Below are 14154 nucleotides of genomic sequence, written 5' to 3' on the forward strand. Positions count from 1 at the left end.
GAATCGTGCGCTTCTACAGCGGAAGTTCCGGCTCGCGCCGGGCGTTGCGGCGGGCATTGGTGACCGCGGGCGAAGCGGTGGAGCGGACAAAACTCCAGCGGATCGAGGGCGCCTGGCGGGCATCCTGCCGGATCACGATCTGCGCGGTGCGGCGGGGGCCGTCATTGCCGGCCAGGAACACGCTGTCCTCGAGATCGACCTTGTCGTCGAGCGCCTCGAAGGTCCAGACGTCGCGGTTCGGCAGCACCAGCATGACGCCGCGGGCATCCGACAGCCGGCTCGCCTTCACCGCCGAATGCAGATGGAAGCGGACCGCGAAATCGGCATCGGCGCCCTTGAAACGTCCGCCTTGCGGCGGCGACAGCGTATCCTCGCCGTCGATGCGCGCCCCGTCATTGGCGATCATCAGGACGCGGCGATGGATCGCGCCGAATTTGGCGAGATAGCCGTCATGCGACGTCGTGAGCAGCGTGCCGTTCTGCACGATTTCGCGATAGCTCTCGACCTCGACGGGGCCGCTGGTGACAGGCGCACCATGCAACAGCCGCTTCATCGCCGACATCTCCACGAACTGGCATGAGGAGGTGTCGTGATAGGTCAGCGTCGAATGCGCCGCCGTGCCGCGCGCGAACGGCCGCCAATTGTCACGTCCCGTGGTCGGCATGCCGCAATTGGTGACGATGCGGCTGATGCCGGAGGACAATTCGAACGACAGGCAGCCGGCATGGGCGTCGTGGCTGACGCCGGCCGGCGGCGGCGGGCCGGTGTCGATGATCAGCGTGGTCTGGCCGGCATCGAGGCGCTGGAAGCCGGTATGCGGCATGTTCGACATCGGCGCGCCGTGGGTGTCGTCATAGGCGAGCAGCGTCGCGAGCAGGTCCGAGGGCGTTGCGCTCATGCCGTTGAACAGCGCGAAATTGCCGTCGCCGTGCCGGAAGAAGCGCAGCATCGGCATCATGCGGTCGATCGCGTTGAGCAGCGCCGGCGGCGGCGCGATGTTGCGCGCGGCGAAGGTCTGCCGCAGCGGCAAGAGGTCGATCAGGAGTTCGATCAGCGCGCCCGGATTGCGGGAGATGTGTCCGCCGTCGGGCAGGATCTGCCGCTGCAACTCGTCCGAAAGTTTTTTCGAGGCGCTGCGGATGTGTCGCGCCTGGTTGGCGAGGCAGAGCGTCGTGTAGCAAAGCGCGATCAGCACCTGGAGCTTCGGCACCCCGTCCGGGATGTTGACCATGGTGTAGCGCAGGAAGCGGATCTCGCGGGCCAGCGCGCGCAGATAGCGGCGGTAGAATTTGTTGTCGGTGTCGTTGAGCACCAGGGGCGCCTGCGACAACAGCGAGATCACGCGCCGCGCCAGCACGTCGGCGCGCCGCGCGACGGGGCGGCGCTTGTTGGCGGGGTTGGCGATCCAGTCCTCGACCAGCGCGCGCGCATTGGCGCGCGTCAGCGCGGTGTCGGCGGCGCGCAGATGACGCAGCCAGCCGAAGCCGAGCAGCGCAACCTCCCAATCCTCCGACGGCGGCTCGAGATCGAAGATCGAACGGCCTTGGCAATTGACGATCTTGCCGGCGAAGACGAAACGGCCGGCATAGATCTCGGCGGCGCGGGTGGCGTCCGCTGTGCGCAGATCGTGCGGCGCGATGATCAGGCGGTCGGTGCGGCCGGGCCAGACCCGCGACAGCGCAACGGAACCGCCGCTCGCGCGCGCGAGCATGTTCCGCGCGAAGCGGTTCATCACCAGCGTCGAGATACGTCTGCGTTGAGCGACCGACACGCCTTGCCTTGAAGGGGGAGAGGAGGATTCCGACGAATCCTTATTAATCCCAAAATCGGCCGTCTGACACCACCTTGAACGGCGGGAATCAACGTCGAGTTTGTAAAAACCAGTGCAAAATCAGGATTTAACGAGCCGGGCGGCGAAGAATCCGTCGAGCCCGCCGAGCTTGGGATCGGCGTTCGGCAGATGGCTGGGCAGGGTGCGCAGGTCACCCTCGGCGGTGATGATCTCGGACAGCCCCGAGACCTCTGATGCCTCGATCGGGAGGCGGCGAAGAGCAGGCTCGGCGGCCAGCAGCGCGGCGATGGCGTGCTCGCCCTCCTCGGGTTCCAGCGAACAGGTGCAGTAGACCAGCGTCCCACCCGGCTTGAGCAGCGCGACCGATTTTCGCAGCAGCCGCTGCTGGAGCGCGGTCAGGGCGGCGATGTCGGACTCCTGTCGCAGCCAGGCCACGTCGGGATGACGGCGGATCGTGCCGGTCGAGGTGCAGGGCGCGTCGATCAGGATACCGTCAAAACCTTCGGCAGGGCCGGCCCATTCCGCGGCGTCAGCGACGACGGTCTCGGCCTGGAGCGACAGCCGCGCCAGATTCTCGCGCAGCCGTGCCACCCGGGCAGGCGAGCGGTCGACCGCCGTGACATGCGCGCCCGCGTGCGCCAGTTGCGCGGTCTTGCCGCCGGGGGCGGCGCAGAGATCGGCAATGGACTTGCCCTTGATGTCGCCGAACAGCCGGGCCGGCAACGCGGCGGCGGCATCCTGCACCCACCATTGTCCTTCGGCGAAGCCGGGCAGCATGGTCACCGAGCCATGCAGCAGCATCCGCACCGTCCCCGTCGGCAGAGTCTCGCCATGCAGGCGGCTCGCCCATTGTTCGGTGTCCGACTTCACGGTCAGATCGAGCGACGGCTCATGGCCGAGTGCCAGTGCCATGTTCCTTGCGGTCGCCTCGCTATAATGTGCGCTCCAGCGCGCCAGCAGCCATGGCGGCAGGTCCAACGATTGCGTGGCAACTTCCTCGACCAGCGCCTGGCCCTCGCGCGCACAGCGGCGCAGCACGGCGTTGACGAGGCCGGCGTAGCGCGCAGCGCGCCGGTCGGATTGCACGAGGCGGACGGAGAGATCGACGGCGGCATGATCGGGCACGTCCATCCAGAGGATCTGGGCGGCGCCGATCAGCAGCGCGCTCTGCGCGCGCGGTGCGTCGGAGGGAATGCCCTTGTCGAGCAGGCGGGACAGCACATGGCCGAGCGTGCCGAGCCGGCGCAGCACGGTCGCGACCAGGCGGCGCATCAGCGCGCGGTCGCGGTCGGCCAGCGTCTTCAGTCCGGGATGGGCGCCGCCGCCGTCGAGCTGGTCGTCAAGCGTGCGGTGCTTGTGCAGGACTCCGTCGACGATGTCGGCGGCAATCCGCCGCGCCGCAAGACCAGGCACTTCGGATGGTGGGGCGAAACGTTGAGATGGCATGCGGAAGTAAGGTTCTGAGCAAGCGGCAGTTCCGCCGATATGGGCGCATGCCTTGAGAAAGCGATATCTGGCACGCGAATATGCCAAATGTAAGAATGGCCTCTCGCGTTTACAGCCCGCCGTGACCATTTCAGCAATGCGTTATTGGGCGTCGCACGCCGCGTGATCCTGCGCTAGGAACCTCGACGATGAGTGACCAGCCCTCCGTTTCCGATCGCAAGCAGCTCACGCCGGCCGCCCAGCGTGCGCTGGCCGAAGCCGAAGCGCGCCGGCAGGCGGCTGCCCACGCCGAGGGGGCGCCGAAGGAATTGCAGGGACCGAAGGGCCCTGAGCCCACCCGCTACGGCGATTGGGAGCGCAAGGGTATCGCCTCGGACTTTTGAGGCTGTCTTTTTAGGCTGCCTTTTTAGGTTGTCTTGCCGGATCGCCCGACTCAGCCCTAGCGTGCACGGATGCCGCGTTTCGATCCCAGCCATCCATACCGGCCCTCATACAGTGGCTCGCCGTTCGGCCGTCACTTTTCGGGGCTGTTGCCGTGGATGTTCGTGGTCGGGATCGTGGTGGCCGTCGTGCTTACGTTCCGGCACGGGATGAACTGGCCCTTCCCGCATGCGACCGACGGTCAATCGCGAGATGCCGAGATCATTTTGCAGCAGGCCAATCCGGACATCCGTCAGCCGGTCGACGTCATTCGCACGATCGACGGTGATACCTTTCTCGCTCGCGTGCATCAGCGCGATGGACGCGTTCTCGTCGCGCGCGTTCGCCTGCGCGGTATCGACGCGCCCGAGATGAAGGCGTCCTGCCGGGAGGAACTGGACAAGGCCGAAGCCGCCACGGACGCGCTACGCAATCTGCTCGGCCAGGGCGGCGTCACGATCACCAATCTCGGCCCCGACAAGTATGGGCGTGTTCTCGCCGACGTCGCGACCAAACGCACTGCCAACGTCTCGGCCGTGCTGCTCGCGGGTGGCTATGCGCGCAGTTACAATGGCGGCCATCGCGACGGCTGGTGCGGGCGCAGCTGGCGCTTCTGGTAACAAAAAAGCCGCGTCGAATGACGCGGCTTTCGCTGTCTTGTCCTGATCCTTCGATCAGCGCGTCACGACCACCGTCGTGCCGACGGAGACGCGGCTGTAGAGATCGGTGATGTCGTCGTTGAGCATGCGGATGCAGCCATAGGAGACGAAGCCGCCGACCGAGCCCGGCACGTTGGTGCCGTGGATCGCATATTCGCCGCCGGCGAGCGTCATCGCCGCAACGCCCATCGGGTTGCGCGGCGAGCCGCCGGGAATGACGTCGGGAAGCTGCGGCTTGTCGCGCTTCACCTCGGCGGGCGGCGACCAAGCCGGATTGCGATATTTGCCGTCGATACGGGTCGTGCCGGCCCACTGCTTGCCGGACTTGCCGACGCCGACCGGATAGCGCACGGCGTGGCCGTTATCGAGAATGAGATAGAGCCGCCGCTCGTTGGTCTTGACCACGATGGTGCCCGGCGAATAGTCGGCCAGGTGCGCCCCCACCATTTCCGGCCGCGCCTCCGCCGCCGTTGAGATCAAGATCCCCGCCCCGATGGTGGCCGCCAACGCCACCGCAATCCTCATCGACATCGATGCTCGCCTTCCGTTGCCCCGAACGGGTCGTCCAAATCTACGCAAACCCGGCAATTGCCCGCTCGCCCACACAGTATTAACCGCGCCCGTTAACCGGATGGTTTCCACGCGCGGCCGCCGAGGGCCAGCCGGCACGGGAACAAAGGAAATGTTCGAAATAAAGTAAATGACCTGAAAACAACACTTGGCGGGAAAGATACGGCCATGCCGGCACGCGCCCTGACAAGAGCGTTAGGGTGTGAACGGCTGTTGTTTCGGGGGCGTGGATACAACCCGGAAGTGGCGTCGTGTCCCGGACGCGGCGCGGCACAAAGTGACGCGACGCAGAGCCGGGACACGGCAAGCGGCATGGGCCCCGGCTCTGCGTCGCATCGCTACTGGACGATGCTTCGCATCGCCTGGGAAGCGCTACGCCGCGTCCGGGGCACTCAAGCGAACTTTACGCCGACTTGTTACGCCGACTTCTTGTTCTGCCGGTTCTTGACGAGGTCGTCGACCACGGCGGGATCGGCCAGGGTCGACGTGTCGCCCAGGCTGCCCGGCTCGTCCTCGGCGATCTTGCGCAGGATGCGGCGCATGATCTTGCCGGAGCGGGTCTTGGGCAGGCCCGGCGCGAACTGGATCTGGTCGGGCGAGGCGATCGGGCCGATCTCCTTGCGCACCCAGGTCACGAGCTCCTTGCGCAGATCGTCGGTCGGCTGGACGCCGGCCATCAGGGTGACATAGGCGTAGATGCCCTGGCCCTTGATGTCGTGCGGGAAGCCGACCACGGCCGCTTCCGAGACCTTCTCGTGCGCCACCAGTGCGCTCTCGACTTCCGCGGTGCCCATGCGGTGGCCGGAGACGTTGATGACGTCGTCGACGCGGCCGGTGATCCAGTAATAGCCGTCGGCATCGCGCCGACAGCCGTCGCCGGTGAAGTACTTGCCCTTGTAGGTCGAGAAATAGGTCTGCTCGAACCGGGCGTGGTCGCCATAGACCGTGCGCATCATGCCCGGCCATGACCGGGTGAGACAGAGATTGCCGGTAGTCTCGCCTTCCAGAACCTTGCCGTCGGCATCGACGATTTCAGGCACCACGCCGAAGAAGGGCTGCGTCGCCGAGCCCGGCTTCAGCTTGGTTGCGCCCGGCAGCGGCGTGATCAGGATGCCGCCGGTCTCGGTCTGCCACCAGGTATCGACGATCGGGCAGCGGTCGTCGCCGACGACGCGGTGATACCACTCCCACGCCTCCGGATTGATGGGCTCGCCGACCGAGCCGAGCAGGCGGAGCGAAGCGCGCGAGGTCTTCTTCACCGGCTCGTCACCGCTCTGCATGAGGGCGCGGATGGCCGTCGGCGCGGTGTAGAAGATGTTGACCTTGTGCTTGTCGATGACGTTCCAGAAGCGCGAATTATCCGGATAATTCGGCACGCCCTCGAACATCAGCGTGGTCGCACCATTGGCCAGCGGACCGTAGAGAATGTAGCTGTGGCCGGTGACCCAGCCGACGTCGGCGGTGCACCAGTAGATGTCGCCGTCGTGATAGTCGAAGACGTATTGATGCGTCATCGCGGCATAGACGAGATAGCCGGCCGAGGTGTGCAGTACGCCCTTGGGCTGGCCGGTCGAGCCTGAGGTATAGAGGATGAACAGCGGATCCTCGGCGTGCATGTGCTCGGCCGGGCACTCGGTCGTCACCATCTTGGCCGCGTCGTGGTACCAGAGGTCGCGCGACGGATTCATCTCGACACTGCCACCGGTGCGCTTGACGACGACGACCCAGTCGACGCCATCGGCTTTAGTGAGCGCGGCGTCGACATTGGCCTTCAGCGGCACCTTCTTGCCGCCGCGCAGGCCTTCGTCGGCGGTGATGATCACCTTGGATTGGCAGTCGTTGATACGCTGGGCGAGGCTGTCGGGCGAGAAGCCCGCGAACACCACGGAGTGGATCGCGCCGATCCGCGCGCAGGCCAGCATCGCATAGGCCGCTTCCGGAATCATCGGCAGGTAGATGGTGACGCGATCGCCCTTCTTGACGTTGCGGGTGCGCAGGATGTTGGCCATCCGGCAGACCTCGTCGTGCAGCTCCTTGTAGGTGATGTGTTTGGACTGCGAGGGGTCGTCGCCTTCCCAGATGATTGCGGTCTGGTTGGCGCGCTTGTGCAGATGCCGGTCGATGCAGTTATGGGCGACGTTGAGGACGCCGTCCTCGAACCATTTGATCGAGATGTTGCCCGGTGCGAACGAGACGTTCTCGATTTTCGTCGGCGCCTTCATCCAGTCGAGGCGCTTGGCCTGTTCGGCCCAGAAACCGTTCGGGTCCGAGATCGAGCGGGCGTACATTTCCTTGTACTTGGCCTGGTCGACCCAGGCGCGCTTCGCCCACTCCGCCGGGACGTCGTAAATCTTCTCGGACATTGTTTCCCTCCAGATGCGGCAAGCCGAACACAAGCGACCGGCGAGCCGACTTGATCGTTAAACCGATTATGCGTCGGGCTAACCGGACCCGACAAGGTGCACAAGCTGGACCTTCGGCGAGCGGCCGGCCATGCGGAGGATCAAGGTGCGCAGGCCGGCTGTCGCAAATCTGAAACAGGCCGGACGGCGCCTTTTGGCCCTTTACCCAGATCTCCGGAACAGGCCCGCGCAGAGCCCCATGCGCCCTTTGGAGGTATTTAGGAACCGCCTCTCACTGATTCGGGACTCGCAATACGGTTCGGAACACCCTAAATGGCCAACCCGGGTCCAAAGAGACCCCCAGGAACAAACATCAGAACAGCGGCATTGACCGGTAACAGGCAGGGCTAAGGCGTAACACTATGATGGATCAGCAGAATCTCGGGACGATGCGGCCCGCTTCCGCCGATCCTTCCGCTATTGCGCTGGCCAAAGCCCTCGGACAATGGCCGAAACCGGCCGCATCAGCGCGTCTCAGCCCGAAAAAGGTCTTCGACGCGGCGCCCGCGGCGACGGTCGAGGCGCTCGCCAGGGAGCTGGGCCTGCGACTCGGCGACCAGAACGAGCTGACCATCCGCCGCATCAGGCGCGGCAAAGGCTATTCCTTCGTCCGCCCCAACGGCGCGCATATCCGCGACGCCCGCACCATCCGCCGGCTCCACGCCATGGCGGTGCCGCCGGCCTATCGCGAGGTGCGCTACTCGGCCGACCCGAGCACGCATCTCCAGGCCGTGGGACGCGATGCCGCGGGCCGGCTGCAATATCGCTATCATGCCGACTGGGAGAAGGTCCGCGAGCACCGCAAGGCGCATCGCCTGGAGAAGCTCGTCGGCGCGCTGCCAAAGATCCGGCGCAAGGTCTCGGCGTTCCTGTCGGGCGACGAGCCGACGCGCGAGTTCGCGCTCTCCGCGGTGATCGAATTGATCGCGCGCACCGCGATCCGTCCCGGCAACGAATCCTATGCCCGCCTCAACGGCACCCGCGGCGCGACCACGCTGCTGAAGTCGAACGTGACGCTGGAAGACGATTGCTTCGTGCTGACCTTCAAGGCGAAGGGCGGCAAGGCAGTGCGCAAGGAATGCGACGCGGCCAAGCTGGTGCGCGCCATCGGCATCCTGCGCGGCGTTCCCGGCAAGCGCATGTTCCAGTATCGCGATGCCTACGGCATCGTGCGCGCGGTCAACACCACGCAGGTGAACGCGTTCTTGCGCGAGATCGCCGGCATCAAGATTTCGCTGAAGGATTTTCGCACGCTGATGGCCTCAGCCGTCGTGGTGGAATCGCTGTCGCGGATCACGCCGGCGACCAGCCAGCGCGGCCGCAAGAAGCAGGTGCTGGACGCGATCCGTGCCGCGGCCGACAAGCTCTCCAACACGCCGGCGATCTGCCGCAAGAGCTATGTCCACGACACCATCGTCACCGCCTTCGAGGATGGCATCCTCGAGCGCTTCGCCGCGACCATGAAGGGCCAGCGCTCGCAGGCGAGGCGTGAGCAGCTTTTGGCGCAGGTGGTCGCGACCGCGGCGGTCTAAGCCGCCCGTCGCTACATCTTGTCTGAAACACCCTTGTCGGGACCGGGATCGTTGCCTGCGGCTGCGGTGGTGAGTCGCTCCAGATAGTGCGCCCAACCCTTCGCGTGTGCGGCGGCCTGTTCCTCGGTCGGCAGCCCGCTATGGGTCATGCGCAGCAGCGTGCCGCCGTCGCGCTCGATCAGGTCGATCTCGATCAGGCTCGAGCCGGGCGGCACTTCCTGGCCGCCCTCCCAGCCAAACGTGTAGGCCAGACGATGCACCGGCACGACCTCGCGGAAGGCGCCGCGGGCGGCGCCGCCGCGCGGGCCGACGCCCTTGAGCAGATAGAGCCCGCCGGGATGCAGCTCCGTGGTCGCGTCGGAACCCATCCAGCTCAAGATCTTCTCGGGATCGGTCAAATAGGCGAAGACGGTGGCACGCGGGGCTGCGATCTGGGTCTCGCGTCGCACTATGAACGGTTCGGGCATCGGCGATCATCCCTGGATTGACATTGGCACATGGCGGCGGCCGAGCGGTACGTCAAGGATTGCCTCGTGACAAAGACGGCCTGCCTTCGCCATGATCGGGCCATGCACCTCGCTCCGACCCTCGCCTGGCTCGTCGATGCCGCCTCCGATAGTCCCGGAGCCGACCGCCTGCTTGCGGAACTCGGCGCGCACCTGGTCGCCGACGGCGTGCCGCTTGCGGCAGGCAGCCTGACGCTGGAGGTGCCACACCCGCTGATCGCGAAGCGGACCTGGCTGTGGCGAGCCGAGAACGGCGCGGTGATCGAAGCGCTCGGCTTTGCACCGGGCGGATTGGCGCCCGACCCGCCCAACGATGCCGGTCGCCGCTGGCTCCGCGGCATTGCGGACGGTGCCGTGCACGAAGATGTCGTCGGGGGGTCCGATGGGCCATTGCTCGGCTGGATCGGACCGCGTCCGTTCACCGCGGATGAAATCGAGCAACTGCGCCAGGCTGCGCGTTTTGCCGCGACGCCCCTTGCCGTGCTCGCTGCGCGCGACACGTTGCGGGCGACGCTGGATGCCTATCTTGGCAAGCGCAGCGCCGCGCGGGTGCTGGCGGCACCGCTGCGGCGCGATCTCGGCGAAACCATTCAGGCCGCGCTGCTCTATGCGGACCTGCGCGACTTCACGATCCTGTCGGAAACCACGCCGCCGGCCCAGGTCATCGCGGCGCTCGACGCCTGGTTCGACCGCATCGCCGGTGCCGTCCACGCCTTTGGCGGCGAGGTGCTGAAATTCATCGGCGACGGCGTGCTCGCGATCTTTCCGGTGGTCGAGGCATCACCGCGCCGGGCGTGCGATGCGGCCTTGCGCGCCGCTAGCGCGGCCAGGGCCGGGATGGCCCATCTCAACAATGAGCGCCGCAACCAGGGCCTGCCGCCGCTGTCGTTCGGCGCCGCGCTCCATCTCGGCGAGATGCTGTGGGGCAATATCGGCGCCGCCAACCGGCTCGATTTCACGGCGATCGGTCCCGCCGTCAATCTCGCCAGCCGGCTCGAGGGATTGTGCAAGCCGCTTCGCGAGACCGTGCTGGTGTCGGGCGCGCTCGCCGCGGAGACGGACATGGCTCTCGTTGCGCTGGGATCGCATCCGCTGCGCGGCATTGCCGCGCCATGCGAGGTCTTCGCGCTGCCGGAGACGTGAGCTCGGGTATCGTAGCCCGGATGGAGCGAAGCGTAATCCGGGATCGTGCGGCGTGAAGACTTTCCCGGATTGCGCTTCGCTCCATCCGGGCTACGGCAGCGACTACATCCCGCCCATCTTGCAGACGAGCTTCCACTCCTCCGCCGTCACCGGCTGCACCGACAGGCGCGAATATTTCACCAGTGCCATGTCGGCGAGCTTCTTCTCAGCCTTGATCGCGACCATCGTCACCGGCGTCTTCAGCGGCTTGTCGGCCTTGATGTCGACGCAGACGAATTTTTCGGTCTTGTCGGTCGGATCGGGATAGGCCTCCTTGATGATCTCCGCGATGCCGACGATCTCCTTGCCCTCGTTGGAATGATAGAAGAACGCCTTGTCGCCCTTCTTCATGGCGACGAGGTTCTGGCGCGCGGTGTAATTGCGCACCCCCGTCCAGGCTTCGCCCTTGGCGCCCTTCGCCACCTGCTGATCCCAGGACCACACCGACGGTTCGGATTTCACCAGCCAGTAGTTCATCGCGCGCCCTATCCGTTCGTCATGGCTGGGCATAGCCGTCCGAAGGACGGCGTCGCTTCCGCTTGCCTATGCCCGGCCATCCACGTCTCTGCTTCCGTGTTCAATATCAAGACGTGGATGCCCGAGACAAGAGCAGGCATGACGGAAGATGTCATTCCTCGGCCTTGAACGGCCGCGTCAACAGCCCTTCGATCGCGGCGTCGATCGTCAATTTGTTGTCGAGGATGGCCGCGACCGCTTGCGAGACCGGCATGTCGACGTTCCGTGCGGCCGCGAGCTCGACCAGCACCGGCGCGGTGAATGCGCCCTCCGCAAGCTTGCCCGCCGGCGCCGCCTCGCCGCGGCCGAGCGCGATGCCGAGCGCGAAATTGCGCGATTGCGCGGTCGAACAGCTCAGCAGCAGATCGCCGAGGCCGGAGAGGCCCGAGAGCGTTTCCGTGCGCGCGCCGCAGGCGCGGCCGAGCCGTGCCAGCTCGCTGAAGCCGCGCGTGGTCAGCGCGGCGAGCGCGGAGGCCCCGAGGTTGCGGCCGACCACGATGCCGGCGGCGATCGCCAGCACGTTCTTGGCGGCGCCGCCGATCTCGACGCCGCGGACGTCGGTGGAGTGATAGGGCCGGAACGTCGGCGAGCCCAACGCCTGCACCAGGCTGCTGGCCAGCTCTTCCTCCTTCGCCGCCAGCGTCACAGCCGTCGGCAGGCCGCGTGCGACGTCGTCGGCAAAGCTCGGGCCCGACAGGATCGCCGGCTGCGCGTGCAGCGCGGCTTCGGCGATCACGTCGGTCATGAATTTGTGGGTGCCGTGCTCGATGCCCTTGGCACAGGCGACGACAGGCGTCTGCATCGTCAGATGCGAGGCCAGCATGTTGACGGCGCCGCGCAGATGCTGCGCCGGCGTTGCGATCAGAAGCATGTCTGCGCGCGCGGCGAGCGCCAGCTCGTTCGTCACGACAATTTCCTGCGCGAGCCGCACGCCGGGCAGCCGTGGATTGTCGCGGGTCGATGCAATCCGCGCCGCATGCTCGGCGTTGCGGGCCCAGAGCGTGACGCTTCGCCCGGCCCGTGCTGCCACCATCGCCAGCGCCGTGCCCCAGGCGCCCGCTCCGATCACCGCAACGGACTGGAACGCGGTCATCGCTAGAATCCCGCTCGCGTCTTGCCGTAGCCCGCGGGCGCTGTCGCATTCGCGTCGAGCAGCCAGCGTGCGCGGGGCTGAGCTTCCATCGTGTCGGTCATTCCCAGCGCGAGGCGCTCGGCGCCGGCCCAGGCGATCATCGCGCCGTTGTCGGTGCAGAGCGCGGGCGGCGGCATGATCAGTTGCGTCCCGGCCTGCCGCGCGACGTCGTGCAGCGCGCCGCGGATCGCCTGATTGGCGGCGACGCCACCGGCGGCCACGAGCGCACGCGGTGCGCCGAACTGTTCGCGGAAAAGTCTCAAGCCGACACTCAGCCGGTCGGCCGTCGAATCCAGCACGGCGGCCTGGAAGCTTGCACAGAGATCGCTGATGTCCTGCGGCGTGATCTCGGCGATCCGGCTCGCTTCGTTGCGCACCGCGGTCTTCAATCCCGACAGGGAGAAGTTGGCATCCGGCCTGCCTTGCATCGGTCGCGGAAAGGCAAAGCGCGCGGCATCGCCGCTTGCCGCCGCGCGCTCGACCTGCGGGCCGCCGGGATAGGGCAGGCCCAGCATCTTCGCGACCTTGTCGAAGGCCTCGCCGATGGCGTCGTCGACGGTGGTACCGAGTCGCACATATTGGCCGACGCCGGTGACCGCGACGATCTGGGTATGGCCGCCGGAGGCGAGGAACAGGCAGTACGGAAATTCAATTCCGTCGGTGAGGCGCGGCGTCAGCGCGTGCGCCTCAAGATGGTTCACCGCGACCAGCGGCGTGTCGTGCACCAACGCGATCGCCTTCGCGGTGGTGAGCCCGACGATGACACCGCCGATCAGGCCCGGTCCCGCCGCCGCCGCGACGCCATTGAGCTGGGCGAAGTCGATGCCGGCCTCGCGCATGGCGCGGTCGATGATGCCGTCGAGCAGGTCGACATGCGCGCGGGCGGCAATCTCCGGCACCACGCCGCCGAAACGGGCATGCTCCTCGACCTGCGACCGCACGATGTTGGACAGGATCTTGCCGCTGCCGTCAGGCGCGCGTTCGATCACGGCCGCGGCGGTCTCGTCGCAGGTGGTTTCGATGCCCAATACCAGCATTGGCGAATTGTTATCCAATTTGCGCCCTTGCGCTCATCCGGAAAGCAGAGTTCTGGTACGTCCGGTAGCATTCCGGGGTCGGCTTGCGCAATCGTCACGCGCAGCCGTCCTTGCGAATGCGTCACCGTCACGCGGTTCGGGAACACAAGCGATGTCCATTCTTGTCACACGGCCGCATCCCGAAAATGAGGCGACGGCGGACAATTTGCGCGCGCGGGGTCATGTGGTGCTGCTCGCGCCCGTGCTCAAGTTCGAGCCGGTCGCTTTCCACGACGAGAGCGAGGCGAACTATAGCGCCATCATTGTCACATCGGCCAATGCGATCCGCGCCGTCGCGCCGCAATTGCAGGATCTCGGCCTGTTGAAGCTGCCGCTGTTCGCGGTCGGCGAGCACACCGCGACTGCCGCGCGCGACGCCGGCTTTGCCGAGGTGATCATCGCCGGCGGCGATTCCGCGGCCCTGCGCGACAAGGTCATACAAAGTGCGCGCGACAAGGTGCTGAAGAAGAAAAGCACGCTGCTTTATCTCGCCGGCGCGGATCTGTCGCGCGATCTCGGCGGCGAACTCGGCACCGAAGGCTTCAACGTGGTTACGCAGACCACCTATCGCATGGCGCCGGTCAAGATTCTCCCGCGCGATGTCTGCGAGGGCTTCGCCGCGCATGGGATCGAGGCCGTGCTGCACTACTCCCGGCGCAGCGCCCGGGCCTTCCTGGATGCAGCGCGGGGCGAAGGCGTCGAAATCTCGGCGCTGGCCATACCGCAATGCTGCCTGTCCGAGACGGTCGCCAGCGTGCTGCGCGATGCCGGTGCATCGCAGGTTCTGGTAGCCGCGAAGCCGGACGAAAATGCCTTATTTGACACCTTGGAGCGTGCTTTGCGCACCCGTTTGGCGTAAGAGGTCGGGCCGAATCCGACGCGATCGGGTCCGTCCAAGGATTTTTGCCAAGGACCTTTGCC

General features: G+C 66.4%; 13 protein-coding genes. 5 read left to right on the forward strand and 8 right to left on the reverse strand.

Going from position 1 to position 14154, the window contains the following annotated elements:
* Positions 1-13: 13 nt before the first annotated feature.
* Both XI08_RS29650 and XI08_RS29655 read right to left on the reverse strand, forming a co-directional pair.
* Complete coding sequence (locus XI08_RS29650) at positions 14-1732, reverse strand: heparinase II/III family protein (protein WP_271577144.1); 1719 nt, start codon at positions 1730-1732, stop codon at positions 14-16.
* Between the two features lie 159 nt (positions 1733-1891).
* Positions 1892-3238, reverse strand: coding sequence for an RsmB/NOP family class I SAM-dependent RNA methyltransferase (locus XI08_RS29655; RefSeq protein WP_271577097.1), 1347 nt, complete (start codon positions 3236-3238; stop codon positions 1892-1894).
* 188 nt (positions 3239-3426) lie between these two features.
* Between XI08_RS29655 and XI08_RS29660 the strand changes: the two genes are divergently transcribed.
* Both XI08_RS29660 and XI08_RS29665 read left to right on the forward strand, forming a co-directional pair.
* Positions 3427-3621 carry a DUF1674 domain-containing protein gene (locus XI08_RS29660; protein ID WP_271577098.1) on the forward strand — a complete coding sequence of 65 codons (195 nt, stop codon included), beginning with the start codon at positions 3427-3429 and terminating at the stop codon, positions 3619-3621.
* Positions 3622-3690: 69 nt separating this feature from the next.
* Positions 3691-4278: a thermonuclease family protein gene (locus XI08_RS29665; RefSeq protein WP_271577099.1), complete on the forward strand. Its 588-nt coding sequence runs from the start codon at positions 3691-3693 to the stop codon at positions 4276-4278.
* Positions 4279-4332: 54 nt separating this feature from the next.
* On the opposite strand, the gene XI08_RS29670 is transcribed toward XI08_RS29665, so the two are convergent.
* Positions 4333-4848 carry a L,D-transpeptidase gene (locus XI08_RS29670; RefSeq protein WP_271577100.1) on the reverse strand — a complete coding sequence of 172 codons (516 nt, stop codon included), beginning with the start codon at positions 4846-4848 and terminating at the stop codon, positions 4333-4335.
* A 455-nt stretch (positions 4849-5303) separates the two neighbouring features.
* Positions 5304-7250, reverse strand: a complete 1947-nt coding sequence (gene acs, locus XI08_RS29675; RefSeq protein WP_271577101.1) for an acetate--CoA ligase — start codon at positions 7248-7250, stop codon at positions 5304-5306.
* A 401-nt stretch (positions 7251-7651) separates the two neighbouring features.
* Here acs and XI08_RS29680 point away from each other — a divergent pair, with 401 nt between their 5' ends.
* Positions 7652-8821 carry a DNA topoisomerase IB gene (locus XI08_RS29680; protein WP_271577102.1) on the forward strand — a complete coding sequence of 390 codons (1170 nt, stop codon included), beginning with the start codon at positions 7652-7654 and terminating at the stop codon, positions 8819-8821.
* Between the two features lie 11 nt (positions 8822-8832).
* On the opposite strand, the gene XI08_RS29685 is transcribed toward XI08_RS29680, so the two are convergent.
* Positions 8833-9288, reverse strand: coding sequence for an SRPBCC family protein (locus tag XI08_RS29685; RefSeq protein WP_271577103.1), 456 nt, complete (start codon positions 9286-9288; stop codon positions 8833-8835).
* Between the two features lie 102 nt (positions 9289-9390).
* Between XI08_RS29685 and XI08_RS29690 the strand changes: the two genes are divergently transcribed.
* On the forward strand, positions 9391-10470 hold the full coding sequence (locus XI08_RS29690) for an adenylate/guanylate cyclase domain-containing protein (protein ID WP_271577104.1): 1080 nt from the start codon (positions 9391-9393) through the stop codon (positions 10468-10470).
* 102 nt (positions 10471-10572) lie between these two features.
* Here XI08_RS29690 and XI08_RS29695 read toward each other — a convergent pair whose 3' ends face one another.
* From XI08_RS29695 to tsaD, 3 genes are all read right to left on the reverse strand, one after another.
* The gene (locus tag XI08_RS29695) at positions 10573-10986 is read right to left on the reverse strand and encodes an EVE domain-containing protein (protein WP_271577105.1); all 414 of its coding nucleotides are present in this window, start codon (positions 10984-10986) and stop codon (positions 10573-10575) included.
* A gap of 151 nt (positions 10987-11137) precedes the next feature.
* Entirely contained in the window at positions 11138-12118 is a 981-nt protein-coding gene (locus tag XI08_RS29700; protein ID WP_271577106.1) for an NAD(P)H-dependent glycerol-3-phosphate dehydrogenase, read from the reverse strand.
* A gap of 2 nt (positions 12119-12120) precedes the next feature.
* Entirely contained in the window at positions 12121-13194 is a 1074-nt protein-coding gene (gene tsaD, locus XI08_RS29705) for a tRNA (adenosine(37)-N6)-threonylcarbamoyltransferase complex transferase subunit TsaD (protein ID WP_271577107.1), read from the reverse strand.
* A 151-nt stretch (positions 13195-13345) separates the two neighbouring features.
* Between tsaD and XI08_RS29710 the strand changes: the two genes are divergently transcribed.
* Positions 13346-14092: a uroporphyrinogen-III synthase gene (locus XI08_RS29710; RefSeq protein WP_271577108.1), complete on the forward strand. Its 747-nt coding sequence runs from the start codon at positions 13346-13348 to the stop codon at positions 14090-14092.
* Positions 14093-14154 lie beyond the last annotated feature (62 nt).

It is taken from the genome of Bradyrhizobium sp. CCBAU 11361 (assembly GCF_028128935.1).
In the GTDB taxonomy this organism is placed as follows: Bacteria; Pseudomonadota; Alphaproteobacteria; order Rhizobiales; family Xanthobacteraceae; genus Bradyrhizobium; species Bradyrhizobium niftali.